This window comes from Niallia nealsonii, from assembly GCF_002835805.1.
Lineage (GTDB): Bacteria > Bacillota > Bacilli > Bacillales > Cytobacillaceae > Niallia > Niallia nealsonii.
In genome coordinates this window covers 104,417-129,892 of record NZ_PISE01000031.1, presented here as the reverse complement: position 1 = coordinate 129,892, position 25,476 = coordinate 104,417, and the positions used below count along the sequence as shown (strand labels likewise).

The following is a 25,476-nucleotide window of genomic DNA, read 5'->3' as shown; positions in this document are numbered from 1 at the left end:
CATGTTTTTTTGTAATGCTAGGATTTACGTTTTTCTCTTCTAGCATGGTAGTAGGCGGAACATTAGGAAAAGGTCTTGGTATAAAAGAGTTTATGATGATTGTATTACTCGGCAATCTTATTTTGAGACTATACGCAGCATTATTAGGCTTAATTGGAGCAAAAACAGGATTGACCACGCCTATGCTGACAAGCTATTCTTTTGGCAAAAAGGCTCTTACTTAACATCTTTTTTATTAAGCGCCATTCAAGTAGGCTAGTTTGGGGTCGGTGTTGCAACGTTTGCTTTGATGGTAAACAAAGCTACTGGCATTTATTTGCCCTTGCTTATTATCATTTCTGGAATCTTAATGACATCCACTGCATACTGGGGAATGAAAGCATTAACTATTTTAAGTATTATTGCAGTACCTGCCATTGCGATTTTAGGAAGTCTTTCTATCTTTAACGCTACAAATGATGTGGGGGGATTTGCAGCACTAATGCAATTAGAACCTTCCGAACATATGTCGTACACTTTAGCTCTTTCAATTTGCATCGGCTCCTTTATTGCCGGGGCAACCTTGACTGCAGATTTCACAAGATTTTCAAAAAGCAAAAAAAGATGGCTTTTTGACAACATTTATTGCGTACTTTATAGGAAACTCTTTAATGTTTACATTTGGCATGGTTGGAACATTGGCATTAGGTTTTGCAGATATTTCGGAAGTGATGCTTGCCCAAGGTTTAATCATCCCTGCGATTATTATTCTAGGTTTATTAGTTGGCTCACCATCCTTGGATCGACTATTCCATCGATTGGAGCAATCATTCTAGCAGATTACTTTTTGCTTAGAAAAAATATAGGCTATCAAAACAGCCACATAAAAACCATTAATATTAGTGCAATTATTGCTTGGATTGTTGGAATCGGGGCAGCTAATTTTATACCAGGCATCCCTCCTGTCAATGCAATTATAGCGGCAATCATTATTTATACTGCGTCAGTTGTATTGGGGAAATTACGAAGTGAACAAAAAAGATGGCCTGAAAAAATTCCTTCCCAGATAGAATAATAAATAACGGAAAAGACGAAGAAAAACTTTCGTCTTTTTCGTAATGATTACGATTAAATAGCGAAATATTGATTGATTTGGATAAAATTGGCCAGCAACCTATGGATTGCGGTATGTTAAAAATCTTGCTCTCTTCCCTTATTTTATTTCTTCTATCTGCCATTCCAGCACCGATTGATATTCCCTCTCTAATTCATCTATTGTCAGCTCATACAATTGCCTGTCATCCGATGACTTAAAGCAATCCATGTGCAATAATTGAGCAATTAGTTCTTCTTTATGTTGATGTTGATCATTCACTAAAAATTTTCCATCTCCACCACTTCCTTTTTTAAATCTTATATTGAACCCTTCGTTTTCACCGTCTTTAAATGTATAGTATATGCTGATTTTTTTTATTTATTCATTCATATTCCATTTCATCTAATCCGCAGCAAGGACAAAGCTGGCAACTATCTGTTTGAGTGGCAGCGAACATTTCCTGGCCCAGTTCTTCCTTAAAACCACAGCATGAGCAAAAAAGCATAATCGTAAGTAAGCCCCTTTCTCATTTTAATTTATAGAGTGTATTACTATTTTAATTGAAAATGATTATCATTGTCAAGGAATCTTCTTTTAGCATAGATGCATAAATAAGATAAAACAGTTTATTCTTTTTCCTTCGTATTGGTTCTTGTATAATAATCGGAAGTGGTCAATAAAACTTAGAGGTACACAAAGTGTATCTAGAGGATCTTATAGGAAAATAATTATTGGCGGCATTTTTTACGACTATTGTAATTGTTCCTTTTTCACTGTCTGGATAATATGGCAAGAAAAAAATGCAAATGAACTGAGTATGTAATAGGGAGTGTTGTGCTGCTAGATAATAACCTTGTTTCTTTAGGCAAGAATATCTACAAAAAAATATTTGAAGCAATCGGTTACTCTATATGGCATTGCATGGTTTATTTGGATTATCCTTAGTTCTCCTGCTGCAAAATATTACGTTAGCTATAACCGTAATGATTGCCGCTTTACTGTATGTGTTCGCGGATTGTGCAATAGGAAGATTTCAATAATTGAATCAAGTTTATAAAAACATTGTTTCTACCGCAGAACAGTTATTTCTCGAAAATGGACTAGATATCGTCCAAATGCAAGATATCGCCGATGCAGTAGGGATTGGGATTGCTACACTTTTTCGATACTTTCCTAAAAAAGATAAACTGATTGTGGCAGTTGCCGTTCAAAATTTAGAACGAACCTTACCCCAATTAGAACAAATCGTACAATCCAAAAAATCGGCTTACGAACGCTTAGAGGACGTGTTAAATTACTTATTGAAAAATCAAACCGCACAAAAAATGAACGCAACAAAATTTCGTGAAGCTTTTGAAAGCTACGCATCGTTTACCAAAGAGCCGCTTGCTGATATCGAATTCTATATAGAGATGCAAAAAAAAATTGCTAATATACTCATACCACTAATGGAAGACGGCAAAATGGACGGATCCTTTCGAACAGATATACCAATCAAGGAAACGATTATTACAATCATCAATGCGTATGGAACATTTGGGAATAATATTGCATTAAAATCGCCTATTACATATACAGAAGAAGATATCTCACCACATGTTCAACAAAAAGCATTAAAAGAAATTTTACTTTCCTATGTCCGGCCAAGATAGCTCCTCTATTTATATGAACTTGCCAAACGATAAAAAAATCAGCCTTCATAACGGCTGATTTTTTACTATCTTTCTCTATTGCTTCATGGATCGACTTCCCTGAACCCCTGAAATTCAGAATTATGGTTAACAGATGAAACTTGTTTTTTATACAATTTTTTTTCTGGAAGTAGATTTTATAGCTGAGGATAGTTTCTTTTGATGAACAAAAAAACTTTAAAGTATTTCTAATCGCCCATTTTCAAAAGAAGTTTGTGATGTATAACTGTCCTTTGGAAAAATAAACGTCCAAGGCATACTCACTTGGGATGGGATAGCAATCGTAGGTAGCGTGAATGCCTTGTCTGCAATGATCTCTCCTTGAATGCTGTAAATTAGCCTTGTATTATTAAAAGTAAGCAGATGGTCCGTAAAATTATGGACCAATACAGACACTAGTAGTGCCTCATTGTGGTTGATTGCTTCTCGTATGGGAGAGCAAATAATGTTGGAACTGTTTAGATGTTTTGTTTCATTAAAGATTCTTTCAATATTTTGTCGGTCCTGATTCGCTAACGCTTTGTCCCAAGACACTTCAAATTGTAAGTGCTGCATAACTAAAACCACCTCTTGAAGTTTAAGTGTAACATAAGGGAAAGAAAGACTGGATTAAACTTATCTAGGTTTTTACTTCAATAAGAAAATAGAGATTGCCTTTATTTCTTAATCACTCTGTTAATATACGTAAAATAACTTGCAAATTTACTTATATATAAACTTTTAGTGTTATTAGTTAATCAGATGTTCAATTAGAAGTGAGTCACATAATAAAAGCCACTCTCGATACTAGATGAGTGACTTTATAGTTTCTTTAATTATTGCCTATTTCAAAAAAATTCAGTGATTACCTCAAGATTTAAGGATCTAATAATGAAAGAATAACAATTGCTTTACACATTTATCAATGTGAACTCAACTTATCCTTTTGAATATAGCTTACATTTGGGCGTTCAAGACCCAGATGCTCCCTAAGTGTATTACCTGTGTATTCTTTACGAAATAACCCACGTTTTTGTAATACCGGTATGACATCATCAACAAAATCATCAAGGTCTCCTGGAATAACTGGAGGCATAATGTTGAAGCCATCGCAAGCATATTCATCAAACCATTGTTCCATTAAATCAGCTAATTGATCTGGAGTTCCAACAAACTGTATATGACCACGGGCTCCCAACATCTTTCTCCCAAGTTCAAGAATGGATAAATTTTCTTTATAGGCAGTATCCAAAAGGAGTTGTACCCGGCTCTTCATCCCATTTGACTGATCTGCCAAATGGTAAAGATTGTCTGGTAAAGGTTGATCATAGGGATATTTAGATAAATCATAATTGATAAATTGTGATACTGCTTGCACTGCATCTTCAGGAGAAATTAGATCTTGCAAGGTTTGATGCTTCTTCCAAGCTTCCTCCTCTGTTGCACCTATAATTGGAGAAATCCCTGGCATAATTTTTAAACTATCATGGGAACGCCCATATTCCTCAAGTTTTGCATGGATACGCTGATAGAACACTTTTGCAGACTCAATGGATTGTTGTGCCGTAAAAACAACCTCTCCATAACGGCCGGCAGAATCAATGCCTGGTTCAGAAGAGCCTGCAACGACAAGAACCGGATAACCTTGAGGAGGACGTGGTACATTCAATCGCCCTTTCGATGCATAATAATGCCCTTGGAAATCAATTTCTTTTACTTTTGATTCATCGGCAAATTGCCCTTTTTTACGATCCAAAACAAGAGCATCATCTTCCCAGCTGTTCCACAGTTGTTTAGTTAAATCTACAAATTCATTCGCCATTTCATAACGAAGACTATGATCAGGATGCTTTGGCTTGCCATAGTTATGTGCCTCAATATCGAGCTGTGATGTGACAATATTCCATGCTGATCTTCCACCACTTATATGGTCAAGCGTAGCAAATTTACGTGCAACATTATATGGTTCGTTATACGTTGTAGATACTGTAGCAGTTAGACCCAGTTTCTCAGTAACAGCAGAAAGAGCAGCTAATAAAGTTTGTGGATCAAGCATACCAGATGCAGCTTTCTCAACATTAACGGCATAAAGCAAATCAGCAAAAAACATCATATCAAACTTGCCGCGTTCGGCTGTCTGTGCTAGTTTTTTATACATATCAAATCTAAATAAGTCTTCGACACCTGATTGTGGATGGCGCCAGCCTGCAGCATGATGGCCGCTATAATAAATAAATGCTCCTAATCGAAGTTGTCCATTTCTTTTTCCCATGTCAAACAATCTCCCTTACTATATGATTAAAACTTAACCTTTGAATGTATCTCTCCATCGAAGCCACTTTGACTCTAAAATTCGAACAATGGAATCAGAAAGTTTGCCCATAACAGCAAATAGAATGAGACCAATAAATACAATATCTGTTTCAGAATAAGCTCTTGCATCTTGAATCATATATCCAATACCTGCACTTGTTCCCATCATCTCGCTAACAACCAGTACTAACCATGCAACACCAAGAGCAAGTCTAACACCGAGTAAAATATTGGGCAGCGCTGCTGGAATAATCAGTCTAGTGGCTCTTTTCCACCCTGAAAATTGTAAAATGCGTGATACCTCATACAACTTCCCATCCACACTGCGTACGCCAAGAAAGGTATTAACATACATGGGGAAAAAAGCACCTAATGCGATCATTAATACTTTGGAAAATTCCCCCACCCCAAACCAGAGAATAAACAATGGGATCAGTGAAAGTAATGGCACTGTCCGCAACATCTGGAGCGAAGGATCCAGCGTTTTCTCCACTAATTTACTAAGTCCTGTTAGTAAGCCCACCATTAATCCAGTTAGCCCCCCGAGAAGAAAACCGACTCCTACACGAAAAAGACTAATTTCTAAATGGGTCCACAATTCCCCGTTGGCAACAATCATTACAAATTGCATCACAATGACAGAGGGGGCAGGCAGTATCTTTGGGGACACTAATCCAAGTCCTGCGACAATCTGCCAAGCTACTACCAGAACAAATGGAAGAATCCATGCATGTAAATACTTTGGAATGTAATCAAGCCAGTCTTTAGAACTAGCAGTTCTGTCTCCAGGCTGACGTAAAGAAGGAGTCTTCATTCTTATTGGCCTCCTTTAAAAGTGTCCTGCCATTTTAAGCATTTTCTTTCTAAAAATAACACAGCTGAATCAGAAAGCTTGCCGAGAAGAGCAAACACGATAATTCCTACAAATACGACTGTTATTATTGAAAACGCGCGGGCGTCATTAATCAGGTAACCAATTCCAGAAGTAGACCCCATCATTTCAGCTACCACAAGACCTAACCATGCAACGCCAATTGACAGCCTGATGCCAAGGAAAATATTTGGCAATGCAGATGGCACAATAAGCTTCGTAATAATTTTCCAACGGCTAAATTCTAGTACGCGGGCAACATCAAATAATTTACTATCAACAGAACGAATTCCTAAAAAAGTATTCACGTATAATGGGAAAAACGAACCTTTTGCAATTAGTAATATTTTAGAAGACTCGCCAAAACCGAACCATAAAATAAATAATGGTGCAATAGCCAAATGAGGAAGAGTTCTTAGCATTTGTAAAGAAGGGTCGAGCAAACGCTCTGTTTTATATGAAACCCCAACCCAAATTCCTGCAGCAAGTCCTAGACTTCCTCCTAATAAAAATCCTAAAAAGGCTCGCCAAGCAGATATTCCTAAATGTCTTGCTAATTCACCTGAATAAGTCAGTGCGGCAAATTCTTGTAAAATATCGCTTGGAGTCGGTAGCAATAGAGGATTCAACAACCCCATTACTCCAGCTATTTCCCACGATACAAGAAGCACAATAGGAAGTGTCAAACCCAATAAAGCATTGTTAAGTTTAATAGATTGTACATTTCCTTTTGTTCGCTGTTTTTTCCTTTGATCAGCTTGACCGATAAACTTTTTGCCAACTACTTCTGTTTCGCGCATTATACCCCTCCTTTTTATTCTTCATTGTTTTTTTATAATATAGTAAATAAACTCGCAGGAATCTATATACCTTCCTAAAGTGCTTCTGTAAGGTATATAGATCCCAAGAACATCATATTCAACTGTTTATATGAAATTATTTTAAAGCTTCTTCAATATATTGATTGTCAAATACCTCTTTCACATCAATTTTTTGGCGAATGGTTTTAAGCGAATATTGAAAGTCTGCTGTTTTTTGCTGTTCTTCCATAATTTCATCGCTGACCGGTATATTGATGATTAATCCTCGATCTAATGTTCCTTCAATGACATTAGTTGGTGTGTTGCGTTCTTTCGCATAACGTTCAATTGCTTCGTCTTTATTTTGCTGTTCCCAGTCTAGAGCTTTGTTGAATACTTCTAAATACAATGTAACGAGATCTGGATGTTTTTTGGCGAATTCTGTTCTTACAATTTGGAAGGATGGAGATAGAATGCCAAGCTGTTCTCCGTCTACTAGCACCTTTGCTTTATCTGTAAGTACATTAAGTGAAATATATGGATCCCAGGTTGCCCAGGCATCTACACCGCCAGACTCAAATGCTGCTTGAGCTTCATCTGGCTGCAATTGAATAATTTCTGTATCAGCTACATCAATTCCAGCTTCATCAAGCCCACGATACAGAAAGTTGAAAGCATTGCTTCCTTTTACAACAGCGATTTTTTTTCCTTTCAACTCTTTAATACTAGTAATCTTGCTATCCTTAGGAAGAATAATACCTACATTGTTCTTTCCATCAATTGTTTGAGAAATGACAGTAAATGGAATGTTTGCTGCTTGTGCTGCAATAATAGGCATGTTGCCAAGCAATGCAAAATCCAATTTATTAGAGGCCATTGCTTCTGTCATTGGCGGACCGCTTTGAAACTCTTTCCATTCAACCTTTGCGCCTTTTTTAGCAAATTCTTCTTCAAACCACTTTTCTTCACGTGCCTTGCCAAATACACCTCCACTGCCTTGAATTCCAATTGTAACAACAACTTCGTCTTTATTATCATTTGACTCACCGTTTGTTTCAGAGCTAGCACATCCCGTTAATAATATTCCCGCTATTAAAATAGTGAAAATTGAATACCAAAAATTTTTCATAAAAATTCCCCCATTTGTTTATATAAAATATCTAGTTTAATCTCTTTTATTCTCCAATACTTAATTAGCATTCGTTTAGCTATTAAATTCCAGCTCCTGAATTAAAAACTGTTTCTTCTACTTTTTCAAACTCATTTAAGACTGTTCTGCGTACCTCTTGGAATCCAATTGAAGTTCTTTTTCTAGGAAAAGAGAGTTCAATTGGCAATACAGACTGTATATGACCTGGTCTCGGCTGCATGATCACGACCTTCTGACCAAGGAAAACAGCCTCATCGATGTCATGTGTTACAAATAACATGGTTGTCTTGTTTTTTTGCCAAATATCAAGCAACACTTCTTGCATATGAGACCTTGTAAATGCATCTAATGCGCCGAATGGTTCATCAAGCAGCAACACATCTGGATTTCTAAGAAGTGCTCGTGCTATAGAAACACGCTGTGCCATGCCGCCGGAAAGCTCCCGGGGATAAGCCTTCTCAAACCCTTGCAGACGAACGAGTTCAATTAATTCATCCACTTTTTTACGTATATCCGGCTGTTTTAGAGATAAGTCACCAGCAATATTGTTCTCAACCGTCAGCCAAGGAAATAACCTAGGTTCTTGAAAAATAATTCCTTTTTCAATACTTGGTCCATCAATTGGCTTATCGTTTAAAAGAACATGACCTTCGTATTCAGTATCGAGTCCAGCAATGATTTTTATTAATGTGCTTTTTCCACATCCGCTTGGGCCGATGATTGTATAAAACTCCCCTTTTTTAACCTTTAACTGAACATCATGTAAGGCGATTATATTACCTTTCGGTGTCGAAAATGTTTTATTTAACTGTTCAATGATCAGAGTTTCTGTAGACATCAATTTTCACCTTTCTTATTAAACTTATTTACTCTACCTGTTTAGTTGGAATTAGACAAAAAAATAAGAGACTTAACGAATTGAATAAAGTACATAAATACATACTTTGCATTAATCAATCATCAAATCTCCAGCAGTCTGGTCAATTTCTCTTAAAATTTATGTAATTCTTACAGGTTGAATTTAGATTCACTTTGTTTTCATTATTCTAACATCCGATTTTTATAATTGTCAAACTTTTTTTGAAAATCAGTAAGTTTTTTGTGCGAAAAGTTGAATAATTCCTTCTACATCAATATTAACAGGAATTTCATAACCAGGTACCCGCTGGAGTGTTAATCCTTGGATGAGACTTACAAAATAAAAAGCAAGTTCCAATGGAGCACCATCTTTTATAGTTCCATTAGCCTGCCCTTCACGTATAATAGCCGAAATTGGTTCTAGGTTACGTGTAAAGCGCTTTGTTACTGTATCTCTTAGTTCACCATGCACGGTTTCATTGCTGCGTACGCTTTGAAGCAAAATGGTATATGCCCAGTTGCTTTTTAAATCTAGCCAAATTGTGCATATCTCTCGTAATTTGTCCAAAGAATTCATATCAGAATTTTCAGCAATGTTTTTTGTGAAAATACGGTATTCCTCCTGTCCTTTTCTTACTACTTCTTTTAATACATCATCTTTTGATTTAAAGTAAGTATAAACACTTCCTACACTGATTTTAGATTCTCGAGCGATATCTTTAATCTCAACGGAACCTACTCCTTTTTTTGCAATGGCATGTAATGCACATTCCAAGATATGCTGCTTTCGTTCCCACCTCATTTGTTTATCTTTTTCAATGTTTCTAGCCATATATGGCACCTCTCCTTTTATTCAATATTGAGACTATTATACAAGAAAGTAAATACTAGTAAAATTAAAAGTATGCCGTTGATTACAATTTTTGCAATAGGTGGGGGTTGTATGGTTTTTCTTTTGAAATGCTCTTTTATTTGTCGACCATTTTGGAGGAAACCTGAGAGCTTCTTTTTAAAGTAATAGTTTTTGACTTTCATACTAATCATCATAAAGATTTTCATAAAACTTAAAATTTTGTCTTCTCTCCTTTTTAATAAAAAAAGCACCCTGATTATTAGACTATGTCTAATAATCAGGGTGCACTTCATTTTTATCAGATTATTCGTTATGAATCAATGACTCGCATAAGCTTCATCCACATGTTTTACATGCTTGTGGTTGCATGCAATAAAGATAACGGATAATAGCACAAATGCAGCTCCTACATAAAATGGAACACTTTGATTAAACCATTCTGCCAGTTTCCCTGCAAAATATGGCGCTAATGCACCGCCGATGAAACGAAGGAAGCTGTAGGCAGCAGAAGCTGTTGCTCTTTCGACTGGTGCAGAATTCATGACAGCTGTCGTAATGAGTGTATTATTATTCCCCAATAAAGCTCCAGCAATAATAACGGCAGCAATGACGACCCATTGTGTGGAAGTCCAAATTCCCATTGCAAGTAATACAAGCGCAAATAAAGTTAACATAAGGCACATTGCTTTAATGGTTCCCATCCATCTTTGCAGAATTGGTGCAGTGAAAACAGAGGTGACGGCAAGCAATACTCCCCATCCAAGGAATACAAAACCGATTCCATGTTCATCAAGCCCCATCACAAACGGAGCATAAGCGAGCAGTGTAAAAAATCCAAAATTGTATAGAGCTGCTCCTACCCCAAAAATTAATAAGGAACGGTGCTTTAAAGCCAGAAATGGATCCTTAATGGAAATTTTCACTTGTACGCCTTTTTGTTTGTTTTTTGTGTTTGGCATTAAGGTAATTAGTCCAATAAATGCAATGACCATTAAACAAGACACACCAAAAAATGGTCCTCTCCATGACATTCCTCCAAGCCAGCCTCCAAGCAATGGACCTACTGAAATGCCAAGACCAATGGCTGCTTCATAGAGAATAATTGCTTTTGCGGTACCGCTTGTAGAAAGAGAAACAATAGCTGCCAAGGCTGTTGCGACAAACAATGCATTGCCTAGCCCCCAGCCTCCACGAAATCCAACAAGGGCCCAAATATTATTCGAAAGTCCACCAAGACCTGCGAAAATAGCGATAATCACAATACCAGTCAAAAGTGTCCATTTGATGCCCAGTCTTGAAGAAATCATGCCAGTAATCAGCATTGCCACTGCCATTACTCCATTGTAACTAGTGAAAAGAAGGGTTACTTGGCTTGGGGTGGCATTAAGCTGCTTAGAAATAGCTACTAAAATGGGATCAACAAGACCGAGTCCCATAAAGGCAATAATACAGGCAAAAAAAACAGCCCATACTGCTTTTGGCTGACTGAAAAAGCTGCTTTTTTCTTTCGTTAAAAGATTATTTTGCGAGGATATAGAATCTGTCGTTTGTGTAGATGATGACATATATCATTCTCCTTTGGTTATATTTTTATAATGTTAAAGCAGTTCTTTAAAGGTATATCTAATGACATCTCCCCGGCTAATGACACCGACTAGCACCCCATTTTGTTCAACTGGTAGCTTTTTAATGCGTTTTTTCCCTAATAGGGCTGCGATATTTTCCACTTCTTCCTGAGCAGAAACAGAAATCACCTTTTTTTGCGCAATGGCTAAAACATTTAAGTTTAACAATCGCTCCTGTCTTTTCTCAAATCCTTCATTATCGCCTTTTATGGAAAACGCATAGTAGAAAGAGTCAACAATCCAATCTTCATGTTTGCCGATGTAACGCAGTATATCTCCATCACTGATAAAACCTATTATTTCATTTTTGTCATTAACGACAGGCAGTCCGCTGATTTGATGTTCAATAAACTTTTCAATAACAGTTCGAACTGTATCATCTTCTTTTACTTTATAAACTTCTGAAATCATCATTTCGTATGCTTGCATATTATCACCACCTTTATGTGTATTTAAATAAAGTTGTATGATGAAACTATATGATTGTATTATACAACTATTTTTCATTCTGTCAATACAGTGAACATTGTGGGAGGTCTCTTGTTTTGATGCATTACAGCCTTATGGTAAGATAAATAAATATATGAACATAAAAAGTGAGGAAAAAGATATGAATGATCTATCTGTAGAAATGATTGATATTGAATTGTCGGTACTCATTCGGCGTGTTACTTCTGCAAACAGGAAAATAGGCCATCTTGATCGTTCCGCTTATCTCTTGCTCCACCGCATTCTTTCACAAGGACCTGCCGGTGTAAAAACGCTTGCCGAGGAATCGCGTTTAGATATTTCTACTATAAGCAGACAAACCGCTGCACTAGAGCAAAAAGGTTATGTAATAAGAATTCCTGACTTAGTGGACAAAAGAGCGTATTCCCTGCAGATTACGGATTTAGGCAGGAAAGAATTTGCCGATCACCAAAAACTCAGATTTTCAGCAATAAAAGAAGTGTTAAAAGAATGGCCAGAGGAGGAACAGCAACTTTTCGGAAAGCTTTTAAGAAAATATAATTTAGCTTCTTTTAATAAAAAATAATTCTTTTGTCACGAAAAACTCCTGACTCTTTTGGAAAAGACAGGAGTTTTTCGTGAATGTTTTCATAGACTTTCTTTTATCAAGGATAAAAATTATATATTATTGCAGCACCCTGTTATCCATATGTTCTATAAAAACCTTTAAAAATGCTTTTATACGGGCAGATGGATTGTTTTTTGCTGCATATATATTTATTTCGACCTTATTGAAAAAAGACTCAAACTGTTTATATTCAATGATATGATTTGTGCAAAATTCTACGGGGAGAACAGCCATACCTTTTCCTGATTCGACCATTGCGAGGATAACATCTAATGACTCTATTTCAAAAATTTGTTTATTTATTTTATATGTTTCAAGGAATTCTAATGTTGCTGATCTATATGGACATGTTTTATTTTGATTGATTAGTATGATTTTGCAAGTATCAAAATGGATGTCTTTTGATCCAAGCCATCCTATTTTTTCATAAAAGGAATATATATTTTCTATACTCGTATCGTGCCATTTTTTATTGATGAGAACAATATCTGTTTGATTCATTTTTAATAAGGAATGCATTTCTTCAGAAGTCCGCATATATAAAGAAAAGTTTGAATTAGCTGTAATTAGCAATGGTGAAAGATAAATGTTACTTATTGTTTGAGTGGCTCCAACTCTTAGTATTGGACTTTGATCTTTTATCTTTAATTTGGCTTCTTCTATCGTTATCATTATTTTAGTTGCATACTCTACTAATAATTCCCCAGCTGGAAGCAAAATTACTCCTTTGTTGGTGCGTCTAAAAAGAGGCGTATTTAATTCCTCCTCTAGTATTTTCAGTCGACCTGTAATATTTGGCTGCACATATCCTAATGCTTCTGCGGCCTTTGAGATAGATTTTAATTCTGCTATTTTCAGGAATATCTTTAAATCATTTATTTCCATTTTTTCACCTCTTGGTATCATTTTAAATGATAATAACTATTCATCATAGTTATTATACAAAAATCTAAATGGAGAGTATGTTATATCTATCAAGTAGAAATGAGGGATTTAAATGATAGGCATGCAATATAAGGTAATGTTGCCAAGTGATTATAACATGGAGATTATTAGAAAAAGAGTTGCTGAGAATGGCGTTCAAACAGACGGATTTCAAGATCTGATATGTAAAGCCTATTTAATGACAGAAAAAAATAAACATAATAATCTCTATAATTCCTATGCCCCCTTCTATATATGGAATTCTCATATCGGCATGAATGCTTTTCTTTTTGATGGCTATTACGATAATATCTTAAAATCATTTGGATGGCAGCAAATTCATATAGGGATACCGCTTTACATTGACTTTACTAAGGATTTTTTTAAAAGCAATTATCTGCTGGAAGTAACAGGTACCATTACGGAAAAGCATACGTTACAAACATTCAGCAAACAGCAAGAGCCACTAGAAACTAACTATGCCCTTCTTGGTGAAACATGCATCTATAATCCAGATAAATGGCAATATAGTAAGCTTTATTTTTTCGAAGAAGTTCCACAAAATCATCAAGAGATTGGTCGCATTTTTGAAATTTTGCATATATCTCAAGGTAAATAACAAAAGGCGCTGGTTTTAACATAATCAGCGCCTTTTGTTATTTTATTATTCTTCATAAATCATCTTTACCGTCATGCCTCCATCAACGGTAAGGTTTGTGCCTGTGATAAAATCATTTTCTTTGTTTGTTAAAAACAAGCAGGCTCTGGCAATATCTTCTGGTTTTCCAACCCGTTTGGATAAATGCTGCTCATGGTCTATTTCTCTTAATTCCTCATAATGTTTTGTTTCAATCCAGCCAGGGGAAATGCTGTTTACGGTAATATGGTCTCCTGCTAAACTATTGGCAAGTGCATGAGTAATGGCCATAATACCTCCTTTGCTTGCGCTGTAGCTTTCCGTATTTGCTTCAGACATATAGGCGCGTGTAGATGAAATATTGACAATTGCCCCGCCCTTTGTTTCTCTCATATATTTCGCCGCTTCCCGGGAGCAGAGAAAAGCACTGCGCAAATTCGTATTTAAAACATCATCCCATTCTTCAATGGTAACATCATATACAGACTTAAAAAGCCCCTTGCCGGCATTATTTATAAGAATATCAATTTGGCCATATATATCTACGGTTTTTTTTAATAAAGCGAGAATATCTGCTTCTTTTCTTACATCTGTTTTAACAAAAATCGCTTGATCTGCATTTTCTAACTCTTCTATAAATGCTTTTCCTGCAGCCTCATCAATATCAGCAAGAACCACTTTCGCTCCTTTTTCTAAATAGGCTTTCACAATTCCTTTTCCAATGCCATTGCTTGCCCCTGTCACAACAACTACTTTATCAAAGAATGCCATAATAAAAACCTCTCTTTTTAATGATCACTTTGTTTCATAGTAGCAAAAGAAAAGGACAATGGCGAACAAACTGCTTTTGACAAGGAAAAAAATCATCTGGTTTCACTTAAAGAAAAATAGACAAAAAACAAAAAATCCTCTATCTCATTAGTATTTTTTATTTAACACTTGCATCATCCAATCTAATTTCAGCCACTTCGCCTCCCTTAATGCACCAAAATTCTAAAGTTACATCATGTTTATGGTCAATATATCCAATGATGTCTGCTCCTTGTTCATTACTTTTATAATAATTCCTGCAAAAGTGCTGCAAACAATGCAATCATTAGAGTGGAAAAAATAACAACTCCAGCAATAATGGCTAATCCAGGATGCATTGCATGTTGAAATGAAAGGAAAATAACTCCAATTAGATACAGAATCACAATAATGACGGCACTATTTCTTATATATCCCAATGCAGTTACAGCGAATGAGGAAAAAGCATTTTTCTTTTCAATAAAGTGCAAAATCTTAAAGGTTTGATAAAGAGCTGTGAAAAAAGGGACTACCGTTCCATATATCCCTAACAGCACAGGGATTTTTAAATGTTTATAATCAGGATTCGCCATCGCAGCTTCTTTTGCTAAAAATGGCAAGAAAAAAATGCATAGTGCAAACACCAGTATTCCAATCATCAAAATAATCACTTTTAGAATACTCGTTGTGCTTTGATTCATACAATCACCTCAATTTTTTATGTATAAAATAAAAACAACAGTTTATTTATTGTTTTTCAATAAATAAACTGTTGTTTTTCAAGGTTCCCCAACATTTTTTTCTATAGAGAAAAGTTTTAATATTTATTAAATATATTGGATGCGTAAAATTAATTTTTGTTGCAATTTTATATCTTTAAAAAGACCAAATAGAGAAATATATATTTCCTACCCTTTTTGGTCCTTTTTTAGCATAAACGAGTTTTATTTTTAATTTGCAGCCTGATAGGTGAGCGACAGCATTAAATACACTTTTTCATCAGAACGGTTTATATAGGTGTGCAATTCGTCTCCTTTAAATTTAATAATATCCCACTGGTGCAATAAATGATAATTTTCGCCTACCTTCATTTCTAATTGACCATTTAATACAAGCACTGTTTCCTCAGAACCAGCTAAATGAAACTCGCTATACTCACTATTTGCCTCTATGCAAGCTCTATACCATTCCATCGTGCCTAACGTCTTAAATAAAGGGTCAACAAACCAATCATTATTTGGTCCATTGAAGTGGGGATTAGAACAAAATCGATATACTTCTGTTTTTTCTTCAAAAGTAAGCAGTGAGGCCAGCTGAATATTTAATGCTCTGCATATTTTCCAAAGAATATTAAGTGTTGGATTTGCTTCTCCTCTTTCTATCTTGCCTAAGGTTAATTTACTGACATTGCTTTTCTCCGCCAATTCTTCTAGACTAATTTTTCTATTTCTGCGAATTTCTTTGAGATTCATTCCAACCTGACTATATAATTCTAGATTTTCCTCCTTCATATCTCCCCTCTTTCCTATTGCTTTCACCCAAAAAGTATATTATAGTATGCAAATGAGTTAATTATAGTATATCAAATAAGTATTTATATGTTCAAAAAAGGAGCTTTTTATAATGGACCAACCAAAAAAGATGTATATTATTTGGAGTATTTTTGCTTTGTTTATGATATCCATGAACTTGCGGGCTTCCATCACATCCATTTCTCCAGTTTTAGAAAATATTAAGACAGACTTGCAGATGTCTAGCATTTCTGTTAGTCTGCTTACTTCTCTTCCTGTTTTTTGCATGGGGATTTTTGCTCCTGTTGCCGGAAAACTAAGTGAACGCTTTGGACTAGAGTTAACAATTGCATTATCTATTCTATTAATTGGTGCTGCAACAGCTCTGCGCCTTGTTGCATCTATTCCTTTGCTTTTATTATTGACCGCTGTATTTACTGGAATTGGGATTGCTATCGCAGGACCACTTATCTCTGGATACATCAAAAAAAATTTTCCTGCCTCTTCCTCTTCTATGATCGGTGTATATTCAGCTGGAATGGGAATTGGCGCATCGTTAAGTGCGGGATTCGTTGTGCCTGTTATGCATGCATTCCACAATTCTTGGAACAATGCTTTAGCAATCTGGGCATTATTTGCTGTCATTGGCTTCATTGTTTGGGTGCCAATTATTAAAACAGCTCATCAGCGGACAATGACGGAAGAAAAATCAATCATGAAAAAAAGCCGATTGCCTTGGGGAAATCGATATGTTTGGCTGCTTACCATTATTTTTGGCCTGCAATCTGGCATCTACTATTCTCTTGCAACATGGTTGGCTCCAAAAGTGCAGGAAATCGGATATAGTGCCACATATGCGGCAACAGCAGTTACTGTTTTTTCCATTACCCAAATGATTGCCAGCTTTATCATTCCCATGTTAATTAATAATCGTTCAAATCGAAAACCTTGGATGATGTTATGCGCTTTGTTTTCTTTTGTTGGAATTACCTTATTGATGATTGGAAATATTCCCCCACTCATCAGTGCTGCCTTGATAGGAATAGGTTCTGGCGGATTATTTCCAATAACCATGATTCTTCCTTTGGATGCAACATCTACACCAAAAGAAGCCAGCCAATGGACAGCAATGATTCAATTTGGCGGCTACATGCTAAGCGGTTTTATTCCGATATTTGTTGGCGCAGTAAAGGATATAACCCATACGTATAATATTGCATTTGTAGCCTTATTATTTATTTTAGTCACATTAATGCTGATGACTTTGCAAGTTAAATCAAAAAAACAAGCTGCTTCTTCTCTTGATGAGGAGATAAAAACATTAGGAGCCTAAACAAAATCAAATCCCAATCTTTCTATTTGCGGCAAAAAGATTGGGATTTTTACTATGCCAAAAAATAGCTTCATTGCTTCTATTTTTAATTATTTGCATCAACTTTTTGAAATAGTTATTTTCCGGTAAAATTACACACGACAACCTTTTTCCTTTTGCAGGAATCTTTATAAAAACCTTCTTTTTTATGGATAATATTGTTAAAATATTTATGATGGCGTTTTCGGAATACTCAACTAAAAAGGGAGGAAATTTATATGTTATTATTTGTGCCGCTAGGTTTAGGATGTGTTATAGGAATATTCATTTTAGGCATAACCATTATGTTAAAGAAAAAATTCACCAGCAATTCTTCTATTATAAAAATCCCTGCGTATATTGGCGCAATTGGCTCTATTCTGCTCATTAGCATCGGTTTATTTGTTGTTAGAGGCTTTGAAGGTGCTGCATACCTTTTTCTTGCCATCACGATTTTGGCATTTGCTGTTATGACGTTTAAACAACTGGCAAAGTAGCCTATTAATATCACTTCAGCAAAAAGAAGCCTTATGTCTCTCCTATAACAATCGCGACATATTTTATAATAAAAAAAGTTTCTCTAAAAACTTGTCTGGTTAATAATTTATTTTGAGAAGAAAAGTAATAAAGAAGAAAGGTAACTCCGAACCGGTCTTACCCCATAAATAGACGCGGGAATACAGCTTACTGCTTCTAAATCTCTTGCATTTAAATCTATAAAAAAGTGCTAACTATTTGAGAATATGAAACTCTAAAGAAATTTTTTCTTAGTGCTTTTTTATGAAGTCGTAGGTTTTCACTCTTTCTTTCATAGTAATAGAAATAAGATTTGGAATGTATAAATATTACGTTTTTTAACAGAAAATGAATCCCCTCTTTCCTTATAACTGGCAATCCAGAAAATAAGGAAAAAGGGGGTTGGATACTTTACTTTTTATTTCTGTATGAATAATTCCGTTTATGTCTATTTAAAGAAAACCTATATTTCCCAAAAACTTTTTGCTGTGACTTATAGATTAATGATTGGAATTATAACACTCCCAAAGAGCTTTACCTTGTATACAATTCAGTACTTATATTTTATAAAAAACAAAACTCTTTTCCCTTAACAATCGCCATGCTTTTTAAGGTGTAATGGCGGAGGTATGAGCCAGCCCTTTTCTTTATTTAAACGAAGTACTTTTGCACCAAGTGCGGCTTTTTGGTTATGGAATTGTCCATACATCATGGCTACATCTTCCCTAATTGATTTGCCTATTACTTGACTGCATGCCACTAATCCTGCAGCAATATCTGCAGAAAGTGTAGCCGAAATAGCTGGATCAGGAACTCTAGCTCCTACTGGAATATCCTCTAAACATGCTTCCGGAGGCTCTGGCGAAGCTGGAGGCAAACCAATTCCGTTTGCTTTTAATATTTCTTCTATTTGTTTTTTTTCCTGCTGACAAGTATCTATTGCTTCCAATAATAACTTTTTTAAATCTTCATCCCCTGCATGATTTATCATCGTCTGATATCCTGCAATCATACTATTCCCTACTAGTATTGAAGTCCATAAATCAAAAGCTTCTCCGTAATGTAATGGCTCTTCTTTAGGATTTCCACTTAAAATGCCCATTGTTGCCCTCCTTATATTATAAGAAAATTTATTCATTTACAGTGCCGCCTTTCTGTGAAGCACCCCCTTAAAAAGTTTGTCCATCTTCCTTATAAATTATCTATTACTTTTCTTCATCTTTTTTCCGACTTTTCTCTTTCATAGAACGGTAAATTTTGGTATACATGCTTCCTTGAACAATATTTTCAAGAAAAAACTTACCAATAATCTTTTGATATTCTTCTTCTTCAAACATCTTCTTGCCCTGCAATTCCATTTCAGCTAGTCCCTCATATGTAGAAAGCATCGCATAAGTATGATCTTCCCCTGTTATAGGTGTTAATATTTCGATTTGTTGGCCATAATTTTCTTTGCAAAACATTTTGATTTCATTTAAATTATCTATTGCTTCTTTAAATTTATCCTGTTTTATTATAAAAGTTTGGTAGACAAAAACTGTCATTTCATTACCTCCTACTTATTTCATACTTTCATTATAATTTCCGATTTATTTAAATTAATTCCACTCTTGTTTACATTGAAATATATTCCGTTTTATACGTTGAGAAATTACACATACTAAATACACATTTAATAATAATATTTGATGAATGGAGGGAGATAATGGACTTTTTCACATGCAGTTCAGATGTAGAGAAGAATTCGTCAAAGGGAGAAAAACAGGGTCATTTATTATGGTGGCAATTATCCTTAATAGGAATTGGCTGTACAATTGGTACAGGATATTTTCTTGGTTCAGGAATTGGGATTAAAATCACAGGACCTTCCATGGTATTCTCCTTTATACTGGCTGCAATTGGCACCTATATTGTTTTTCATTTTCTCGCAAAAATGACAACCGCAGATCCCCAAGAAGGCTCATTCTGCTACTACGCTAGTAAAGCTTATGGACGATGGGCTGGTTTCAGCTGCGGCTGGAATTATTGGAGCTCCAAAATATTAATTATGGGAAGTCAGTTAACCGCGTTATCCATCCTATCTCGTTTTTGGTTTCCAAAGATTGCTTTATGGGTTTTTGCATCAGGATATGCGGTTTTAGCCATTATTGTCGTATTATTAGGAACAAAAGGCTTTGATAGGATAGAAAATATCCTTGCAGTGACAAAAACTGCAGCAATTATCATGTTTATTATTCTTGCTGTTTCCGGATTAATTGGATGGATACACGGCGGAAGCAGCGATCAGCCTGGAATACCAATGACTGTAAATAAGATATTTCCTGAAGGATTTCAACCCTTTTGGTCGTCATTAATTTATGCCTTTTATGCTTATGGAGGCATTGAGACAATCGGCCTTCTTTCCATGCAGCTAAAAAAGAAAGATGATGCACCAAAATCTGGTAAGGTTATGCTCATTGTATTGACTGTAATATACGTTATTTCCATTATTCTTGTTATCAGTATGGTTTCCTATCATTCCATTAATCAAAAGGAAAGTCCTTTCGTCACGGCTATGTCAGCCTATAAACTGGCCTTTTTTCCGCATGTATTTAATGGAGCAATCATTATAGCAGGATTTTCAACCATGACTGCTTCTTTATTTGCAGTAACGAATTTACTTGTAACATTGTCGAAAGACGGAGATGCACCAGCACTTTTTGGAAAAAAAATCAAAAAGCTTAAAGATCTTCCACTCCCGTCTTTAGGGCTTGCAATAATTGGACTCTTAGGCTCCATTATTACAGCACTATTGCTCCCAGGCAAAATTTATGGATATATTACTACAGCAGCTGGAATACTGCAAATGTATAATTGGGGATTTATTATTATTTCTGCTGTGAAAATACTTAAAATCAAAACGGGAGATATTGTTCTATCAGTAATTGGTCTTTTATTACTAATAGCTGCTGTAAGTGGTGTGATATTTGAGAAAAGTATTCGGTTTGGTTTTTTTGTCAGCTTGCTGTTAATTGCTCTTATAGGTGCTGTTACCTTCATTATGAATAAAGTATGGACAAAAACTCAAAATGATAGTGAGGAAGATGATGCGGAAAATTCAAATGGTGCATTACCACAAAAATAGAGAAAAACAATAATAATGAAAGAAAGCCGACTCCGTTTTAAATGGAACCGGCTTTTACGACTTTTTAATAATAGAAATTTGCAATAATAGTCTCTTATAATAACGTAATATTCCCTTTTTTACACTCCTCAATTATTCGATCATTCCATACAGACGCTTGAACTTCACCAATATGAGCTTTCTTTAAGAAGAACATGCATAATCGTGATTGCCCGATGCCTCCACCAATTGTATAAGGAAGTTCTCCCTTTAAAATGGATTGGTGAAAATCCATTTTAATTCGACTTTCTGCATTAGAAAGTTTTAATTGTTTTAAAAGTGTTTTTTCGTCGACTCTAATTCCCATAGAAGAAATTTCCATCGCTCTTTCTAATAGTGGATACCACAAAATGATATCTCCATTTAGAGACCAATCATCATAATCAGGGGATCGCCCATCATGTTTTTCACCAGAATGGAGCTTGCCGCCAACTTGCATAATAAACACGGCACCCAGCTCTTGTGCAATTTCATTTTCCCTTTCTTTTGGTGTTAAGTTCGGATATTTGTATTCTAGCTCTTGAGTAGTAATAAAGTGAATGTCTTTTGGAAGAACAGGTACAAGCGATGGATACGATTTATACAGGTAATTTTCAGTAGACTTAATGGCTTGAAATATCTTCTGTACTTCATTCTTTAGTGTCTTTAGGTTTCGTTGTTTATAAGTAATTACTTTCTCCCAATCCCATTGATCTACATACATGGAATGCAGATTGCTTAATTCTTCATCTCTCCTAATTGCCCTCATATCTGTGTAAAGTCCTTCACCAGGTGTGAATCCATACCTAGAAAGAGCCACTCTTTTCCATTTTGCTAATGATTGAACAACTTCAATTGTAGAGCTACTTAAGTCTAAAGCATCAAAGGAAACAATGCGTTCCACTCCATTAAGGTTATCGTTTATTCCAGTTCCAGATTTTAAAAGAATAGGAGCTGATACCCTTGTTAAGTTTAGACTTTCTGATAACTCTCTTTCAAAATTATCTTTTATATTTTTTATTGCGATTTCTATTTGGATTAAATCTAATTTAGGTTGATATACATTTGGTACAAAAACTGCGTTCTTCATAAAAATGAAATACCCCCATTTAACCAATAATTAATGGTTTCTTTTCTTTTTGTAGATTTTTAACTATGTTTACCATATGAATCCGCTTTTTCATTTGCCACTGTGTTTTAGCCTATTTCTAGAAATAAACGGACGGAGCAAAAAATGAAACTTCCATCAGTGAAAGCTTTTATGGTTAGTTAAGTTAATCACGTATTTACAGGCTGTTTCCCCACACTTAAGCTTCATTGTTTTCTCTAATTTTGAACTAGAAATATTAAAGCTCATTATTGATTCTACAAAGATATAGAGAGTATGGTATCCTCTCTACACAAAGGATTCTGAAAACATTTCATTTATTAGCATGAATGAATATATTTTTCATAAAATGTACAAGTTGTTACATTAAGCAGGATGGAGTGGTACTTTGAGTATAGGAATTCTGGTCAGTTATATAATTTTGGGATTTACTTTGGCAGCTCCAATTGGTCCAGTAAATTCTGCCCGATTGGATAAAGGGATAAAGAATGGGTTTTGGCATGCGTGGGTTGTAGGGGCTGGATCCATGATTGCAGATGGTATCTTTATGTTAATGGTTTATTTAGGGATGGTTCAATTTCTTGGAATTCCTATCGTTCAGATTTTTCTTTGGCTATTTGGCGGCTTTGTTCTTATCTATTCCGGATTCGAAAGCATTAAAAATGCAAATACGATTAACCTTGCTTATACTCGAAATAAAGAATCCTTATTTAGGTGCTTTCTTACAGGATTCATCATGTCTATTACCAGTCCACTATCCATTTTGTTTTGGTTAGGCATTTATGGATCTGTCTTAGCAAAAACCGCTCAAACGAATGGTACCGAATCCCTATTAATTTATAGTAGCATGATTTTTCTAGGCCTAACTTGTTGGGATATTTTTGTGGCTGCACTCACTTCAGGCTTCCGGAAGTTGCTCCATATAAAAAGTCTAATCACTATCTCCATTATTTCGGGAGTATCATTAATTTTATTTGGCCTATATTTTGGATATCAGGGAATGAATGCACTATTTGGTTAATGCGTTATTAAGTTTTTATTCCATCAAAGTATGTTGAAAGTCCACAAAATTTTAAAAAAGACACTTTTAAATTAGTTGAAAAAAAGGATCTCAGCATTTTTATTTTACTGCCGTTATTCCTTTTAACTTAATCTATTAGATAAATAGATAAAATAATAGCCGTCGAGAAAATCTCGACGGCTGAGAACTAATCTATTTAGGACTAATTTTTTGTTTTGCCCAATACCTTTTTATATACACTCTCTTTTAGTTTTCTTCTGGAATCTTCACTTTAAACGATTTAAAGTCAACTGACTGTAAAGAATCTCTTTTAAACTCCAGTTCATTAGATTCTCCATTTTCACCCCATTCTATCCCTCCACCGTTCTCAGGAAGGGCCAAATAAGGAATAATGGTTAGTTCTTTTATGTCTGAATCAATAGGATCAAACTTTTTGGTGCTTGTAAAAACTATGTTATTTTTTATAATTTGTCCCATTCCTCCGCCAGAATAACTTTTCACTTCTTTTCCATTTTGATCGACTAACTTAAATTCTATAAAACTTGCGCGATTTTTTTCAAAATCTGTTCCTTTTTCCGAACTCTCAAAAGATAAGCCCACCCCCGTTTTGCTTAAAGTAATTTCCGTTACAGTAAGATTAATTCCGCTTGCTTTTTGGGAATGCTGAATAGGAATTTTCTTAATGTCTGTAATTTTCTTAATCGGAGCAGAGAAATACCAGGTTTCCCCCTTGTCTCCATGTAATACTATTCCTAGTTCAAATGCATTTGGCAAATCCTTTGTTACTGTTAACTCTTGAATGGCAGTCCGAACCGTTGACAATTGAATATTTTCTCCATATCCACCCGAACCTACAGGTGAATATGTTTTATTAATAGTAAAATTTGCACCAGAGCCAAAATAGTTTTCTCCCAATTCTTTTTCTGCTTCTATTTTATAACCAACTGTAATGGCATTTTGATCATATAATATTTCTTCAATCGTAACAGATATTCCATTGATTGTTTGTGTTTCGCCAATTTTGTTCGTCAGCCCATTTTTTTGCGCTTGTTTTAAACCAACTACATTAGAATCTCCAAATACAGAACCGATAATAGGAATCTGAGATAAGCTGCTTGCTAGTGCTGGCGAATGATAAGAAGAGCCAACCAATATACCAAAAGCAGCAGCCAGACCAGCTAATGTATAGACTATGTTTCGTTTTCTAATGTTTTTTCGATTACGATGCTTATTATTTATGTAGACATTCTGCTGCGCTTCCGCCTGGAGAATGCCTGCGCGTATAGCGGAACGAACTTCTTCTTTTGGAAAATCATTTAAATGATCAGGTGATTTTTGCATTTATTTTATAACTCCTTTCTAAATCAGTTTTTAATGTTTTCTTTGCCCTGCGCAAATAAGTTTTTACTGTTCCCAGCGGCTTTTCCATAATCTCTGAAATCTCCTGAATAGAAAGATCATGATAATAAAATAAAAGAATAGCTGTTTGATAAGAAGCATTAAGTTTAGATAGTGCCTCGCTTAAATAAAAAGAATCTATTTCTATATCCTGTTTGCTATCTAATTTTTTTAACAGATCACTTTCTTCATATGGAATGACTTGATCTCGCCTTTTAAGTAGCCTATAACATTCACGTATAAGAATTCTAAATAACCAAGTGGAAAAAAACTCTGGATTTTTTAATTGACCAATAGAAAGAAATGCATTGCAGGAAGTTTCTTGAATAGCATCCATTGCATCTTCTTTATTGCCAATATAAGAAAGTGCTTTATAATAGAGCATTTTTTCTTCTGCAAAAAGCAGTTCCTCAAAGGCTTCAACGTCTCCATGAATTGCTTTTTTTAATGTGTATATATCATGTTTCATTTTGTTTCCCTCCCTTCTTTTCATTAATTAGAGTGATATAGATAGACAAAAAGTTTCATTTTTTTATTTTTTTTTGCATTATATGGAGTTGTTTATAAAACAAGATATTTTAAATGATTTAGAAATCTTTTAGAAAAAAATTTATTTTATTTATTGTTTTATTTTAATATATAATTATTAATTTGTATTGGATGCGTAAAATTAATTATAATTTTAGTCATGTTAATCCAAATTAAAAAGAGTGTTCCAAAAGCACCAACTTTTAGGACACTCTCCTCTTATTTTTTTGATTTGCAAAAGCAGTTGATATTCTCTGT

General features: G+C 35.0%; 27 protein-coding genes and 1 pseudogene. 9 read left to right on the top strand and 19 right to left on the bottom strand.

Translation table 11 applies throughout. The annotated features are described in order from the left end of the window. The first annotated feature begins 14 nt into the window (after nt 1–14). Both CWS01_RS23200 and CWS01_RS14760 read left to right on the top strand, forming a co-directional pair. Complete coding sequence (locus tag CWS01_RS23200) at nt 15–224, top strand: cytosine permease (RefSeq protein ID WP_268877077.1); 210 nt, start codon at nt 15–17, stop codon at nt 222–224. A gap of 59 nt (nt 225–283) precedes the next feature. Continuing rightward, nucleotides 284–1,054, top strand: a pseudogene (locus tag CWS01_RS14760) (cytosine permease); the annotation flags it as partial. Between the two features lie 138 nt (nt 1,055–1,192). Here CWS01_RS14760 and CWS01_RS14755 read toward each other — a convergent pair. Beyond that, on the bottom strand, nt 1,193–1,354 hold the full coding sequence (locus CWS01_RS14755) for a Fur-regulated basic protein FbpA (protein WP_235852079.1): 162 nt from the start codon (nt 1,352–1,354) through the stop codon (nt 1,193–1,195). 761 nt (nt 1,355–2,115) lie between these two features. Between CWS01_RS14755 and CWS01_RS14750 the strand changes: the two genes are divergently transcribed. Then, nucleotides 2,116–2,727, top strand: coding sequence for a TetR/AcrR family transcriptional regulator (locus tag CWS01_RS14750; protein ID WP_101177954.1), 612 nt, complete (start codon nt 2,116–2,118; stop codon nt 2,725–2,727). A 216-nt stretch (nt 2,728–2,943) separates the two neighbouring features. Here the strand turns inward: CWS01_RS14750 and CWS01_RS14745 are convergent, their stop codons facing one another. The 9 genes from CWS01_RS14745 to CWS01_RS14700 all read right to left on the bottom strand — a co-directional run bounded on the left by CWS01_RS14745 (nt 2,944) and on the right by CWS01_RS14700 (nt 11,644). After that, nucleotides 2,944–3,321: an SLAP domain-containing protein gene (locus CWS01_RS14745; protein WP_101177953.1), complete on the bottom strand. Its 378-nt coding sequence runs from the start codon at nt 3,319–3,321 to the stop codon at nt 2,944–2,946. A gap of 346 nt (nt 3,322–3,667) precedes the next feature. Further along, nucleotides 3,668–5,017, bottom strand: coding sequence for an LLM class flavin-dependent oxidoreductase (locus CWS01_RS14740; protein ID WP_101177952.1), 1,350 nt, complete (start codon nt 5,015–5,017; stop codon nt 3,668–3,670). Nucleotides 5,018–5,050: 33 nt separating this feature from the next. Beyond that, nucleotides 5,051–5,872 (bottom strand): ABC transporter permease, encoded by an 822-nt coding sequence (locus CWS01_RS14735; protein ID WP_101177951.1) that lies wholly within the window; start codon nt 5,870–5,872, stop codon nt 5,051–5,053. A gap of 2 nt (nt 5,873–5,874) precedes the next feature. Next, nucleotides 5,875–6,729 carry an ABC transporter permease gene (locus CWS01_RS14730; protein WP_101177950.1) on the bottom strand — a complete coding sequence of 285 codons (855 nt, stop codon included), beginning with the start codon at nt 6,727–6,729 and terminating at the stop codon, nt 5,875–5,877. Nucleotides 6,730–6,865: 136 nt separating this feature from the next. Beyond that, the gene (locus CWS01_RS14725; RefSeq protein WP_101177949.1) at nt 6,866–7,858 is read right to left on the bottom strand and encodes an aliphatic sulfonate ABC transporter substrate-binding protein; all 993 of its coding nucleotides are present in this window, start codon (nt 7,856–7,858) and stop codon (nt 6,866–6,868) included. Between the two features lie 82 nt (nt 7,859–7,940). Next, nucleotides 7,941–8,717: an ABC transporter ATP-binding protein gene (locus CWS01_RS14720; protein ID WP_101177948.1), complete on the bottom strand. Its 777-nt coding sequence runs from the start codon at nt 8,715–8,717 to the stop codon at nt 7,941–7,943. Nucleotides 8,718–8,966: 249 nt separating this feature from the next. Next, nucleotides 8,967–9,569 (bottom strand): TetR/AcrR family transcriptional regulator, encoded by a 603-nt coding sequence (locus tag CWS01_RS14715; protein WP_101177947.1) that lies wholly within the window; start codon nt 9,567–9,569, stop codon nt 8,967–8,969. A gap of 338 nt (nt 9,570–9,907) precedes the next feature. Beyond that, nucleotides 9,908–11,155: an MFS transporter gene (locus CWS01_RS14705; protein ID WP_101177945.1), complete on the bottom strand. Its 1,248-nt coding sequence runs from the start codon at nt 11,153–11,155 to the stop codon at nt 9,908–9,910. A 33-nt stretch (nt 11,156–11,188) separates the two neighbouring features. After that, a complete protein-coding gene (locus tag CWS01_RS14700; RefSeq protein ID WP_101177944.1) occupies nt 11,189–11,644 on the bottom strand; it encodes a CBS domain-containing protein in 456 nt (151 codons plus the stop codon). Nucleotides 11,645–11,825: 181 nt separating this feature from the next. Between CWS01_RS14700 and CWS01_RS14695 the strand changes: the two genes are divergently transcribed. After that, on the top strand, nt 11,826–12,251 hold the full coding sequence (locus tag CWS01_RS14695; protein WP_101177943.1) for a MarR family winged helix-turn-helix transcriptional regulator: 426 nt from the start codon (nt 11,826–11,828) through the stop codon (nt 12,249–12,251). A gap of 99 nt (nt 12,252–12,350) precedes the next feature. Here CWS01_RS14695 and CWS01_RS14690 read toward each other — a convergent pair whose 3' ends face one another. Then, nucleotides 12,351–13,178 carry a LysR family transcriptional regulator gene (locus CWS01_RS14690; protein ID WP_168714406.1) on the bottom strand — a complete coding sequence of 276 codons (828 nt, stop codon included), beginning with the start codon at nt 13,176–13,178 and terminating at the stop codon, nt 12,351–12,353. Between the two features lie 112 nt (nt 13,179–13,290). Between CWS01_RS14690 and CWS01_RS14685 the strand changes: the two genes are divergently transcribed. After that, nucleotides 13,291–13,836 carry a DUF4865 family protein gene (locus CWS01_RS14685; RefSeq protein ID WP_101177941.1) on the top strand — a complete coding sequence of 182 codons (546 nt, stop codon included), beginning with the start codon at nt 13,291–13,293 and terminating at the stop codon, nt 13,834–13,836. A 45-nt stretch (nt 13,837–13,881) separates the two neighbouring features. On the opposite strand, the gene CWS01_RS14680 is transcribed toward CWS01_RS14685, so the two are convergent. From CWS01_RS14680 to CWS01_RS14670, 3 genes are all read right to left on the bottom strand, one after another. Beyond that, the gene (locus tag CWS01_RS14680; protein WP_101177940.1) at nt 13,882–14,625 is read right to left on the bottom strand and encodes a glucose 1-dehydrogenase; all 744 of its coding nucleotides are present in this window, start codon (nt 14,623–14,625) and stop codon (nt 13,882–13,884) included. A gap of 284 nt (nt 14,626–14,909) precedes the next feature. Beyond that, the gene (locus CWS01_RS14675; RefSeq protein ID WP_101177939.1) at nt 14,910–15,344 is read right to left on the bottom strand and encodes a DUF2975 domain-containing protein; all 435 of its coding nucleotides are present in this window, start codon (nt 15,342–15,344) and stop codon (nt 14,910–14,912) included. Nucleotides 15,345–15,593: 249 nt separating this feature from the next. After that, nucleotides 15,594–16,154, bottom strand: coding sequence for a helix-turn-helix domain-containing protein (locus CWS01_RS14670; RefSeq protein ID WP_101177938.1), 561 nt, complete (start codon nt 16,152–16,154; stop codon nt 15,594–15,596). A 112-nt stretch (nt 16,155–16,266) separates the two neighbouring features. Between CWS01_RS14670 and CWS01_RS14665 the strand changes: the two genes are divergently transcribed. Together CWS01_RS14665 and CWS01_RS14660 are read left to right on the top strand one after the other, a co-directional pair. Continuing rightward, the gene (locus tag CWS01_RS14665) at nt 16,267–17,487 is read left to right on the top strand and encodes an MFS transporter (protein ID WP_101177937.1); all 1,221 of its coding nucleotides are present in this window, start codon (nt 16,267–16,269) and stop codon (nt 17,485–17,487) included. 257 nt (nt 17,488–17,744) lie between these two features. After that, entirely contained in the window at nt 17,745–18,002 is a 258-nt protein-coding gene (locus CWS01_RS14660; RefSeq protein WP_235852078.1) for a hypothetical protein, read from the top strand. A 608-nt stretch (nt 18,003–18,610) separates the two neighbouring features. Here CWS01_RS14660 and CWS01_RS14655 read toward each other — a convergent pair. Then, the gene (locus CWS01_RS14655) at nt 18,611–19,123 is read right to left on the bottom strand and encodes a DUF3231 family protein (protein WP_101177936.1); all 513 of its coding nucleotides are present in this window, start codon (nt 19,121–19,123) and stop codon (nt 18,611–18,613) included. Nucleotides 19,124–19,226: 103 nt separating this feature from the next. After that, entirely contained in the window at nt 19,227–19,565 is a 339-nt protein-coding gene (locus CWS01_RS14650; protein ID WP_101177935.1) for a hypothetical protein, read from the bottom strand. Nucleotides 19,566–19,726: 161 nt separating this feature from the next. Between CWS01_RS14650 and CWS01_RS14645 the strand changes: the two genes are divergently transcribed. Beyond that, nucleotides 19,727–21,145 carry an amino acid permease gene (locus CWS01_RS14645; RefSeq protein ID WP_101177934.1) on the top strand — a complete coding sequence of 473 codons (1,419 nt, stop codon included), beginning with the start codon at nt 19,727–19,729 and terminating at the stop codon, nt 21,143–21,145. Nucleotides 21,146–21,239: 94 nt separating this feature from the next. Here the strand turns inward: CWS01_RS14645 and asnA are convergent, their stop codons facing one another. Then, on the bottom strand, nt 21,240–22,253 hold the full coding sequence (gene asnA, locus CWS01_RS14640) for an aspartate--ammonia ligase (RefSeq protein WP_101177933.1): 1,014 nt from the start codon (nt 22,251–22,253) through the stop codon (nt 21,240–21,242). A 406-nt stretch (nt 22,254–22,659) separates the two neighbouring features. Between asnA and CWS01_RS14635 the strand changes: the two genes are divergently transcribed. Next, on the top strand, nt 22,660–23,292 hold the full coding sequence (locus tag CWS01_RS14635; protein WP_101177932.1) for a LysE family transporter: 633 nt from the start codon (nt 22,660–22,662) through the stop codon (nt 23,290–23,292). 246 nt (nt 23,293–23,538) lie between these two features. On the opposite strand, the gene CWS01_RS14630 is transcribed toward CWS01_RS14635, so the two are convergent. After that, nucleotides 23,539–24,633: a DUF4179 domain-containing protein gene (locus tag CWS01_RS14630; protein WP_101177931.1), complete on the bottom strand. Its 1,095-nt coding sequence runs from the start codon at nt 24,631–24,633 to the stop codon at nt 23,539–23,541. Further along, entirely contained in the window at nt 24,617–25,159 is a 543-nt protein-coding gene (locus CWS01_RS14625; RefSeq protein WP_101177930.1) for a sigma-70 family RNA polymerase sigma factor, read from the bottom strand. The genes CWS01_RS14630 and CWS01_RS14625 overlap by 17 nt, the downstream gene beginning before the upstream one ends. Between the last annotated feature and the right edge of the window lie 317 nt (nt 25,160–25,476).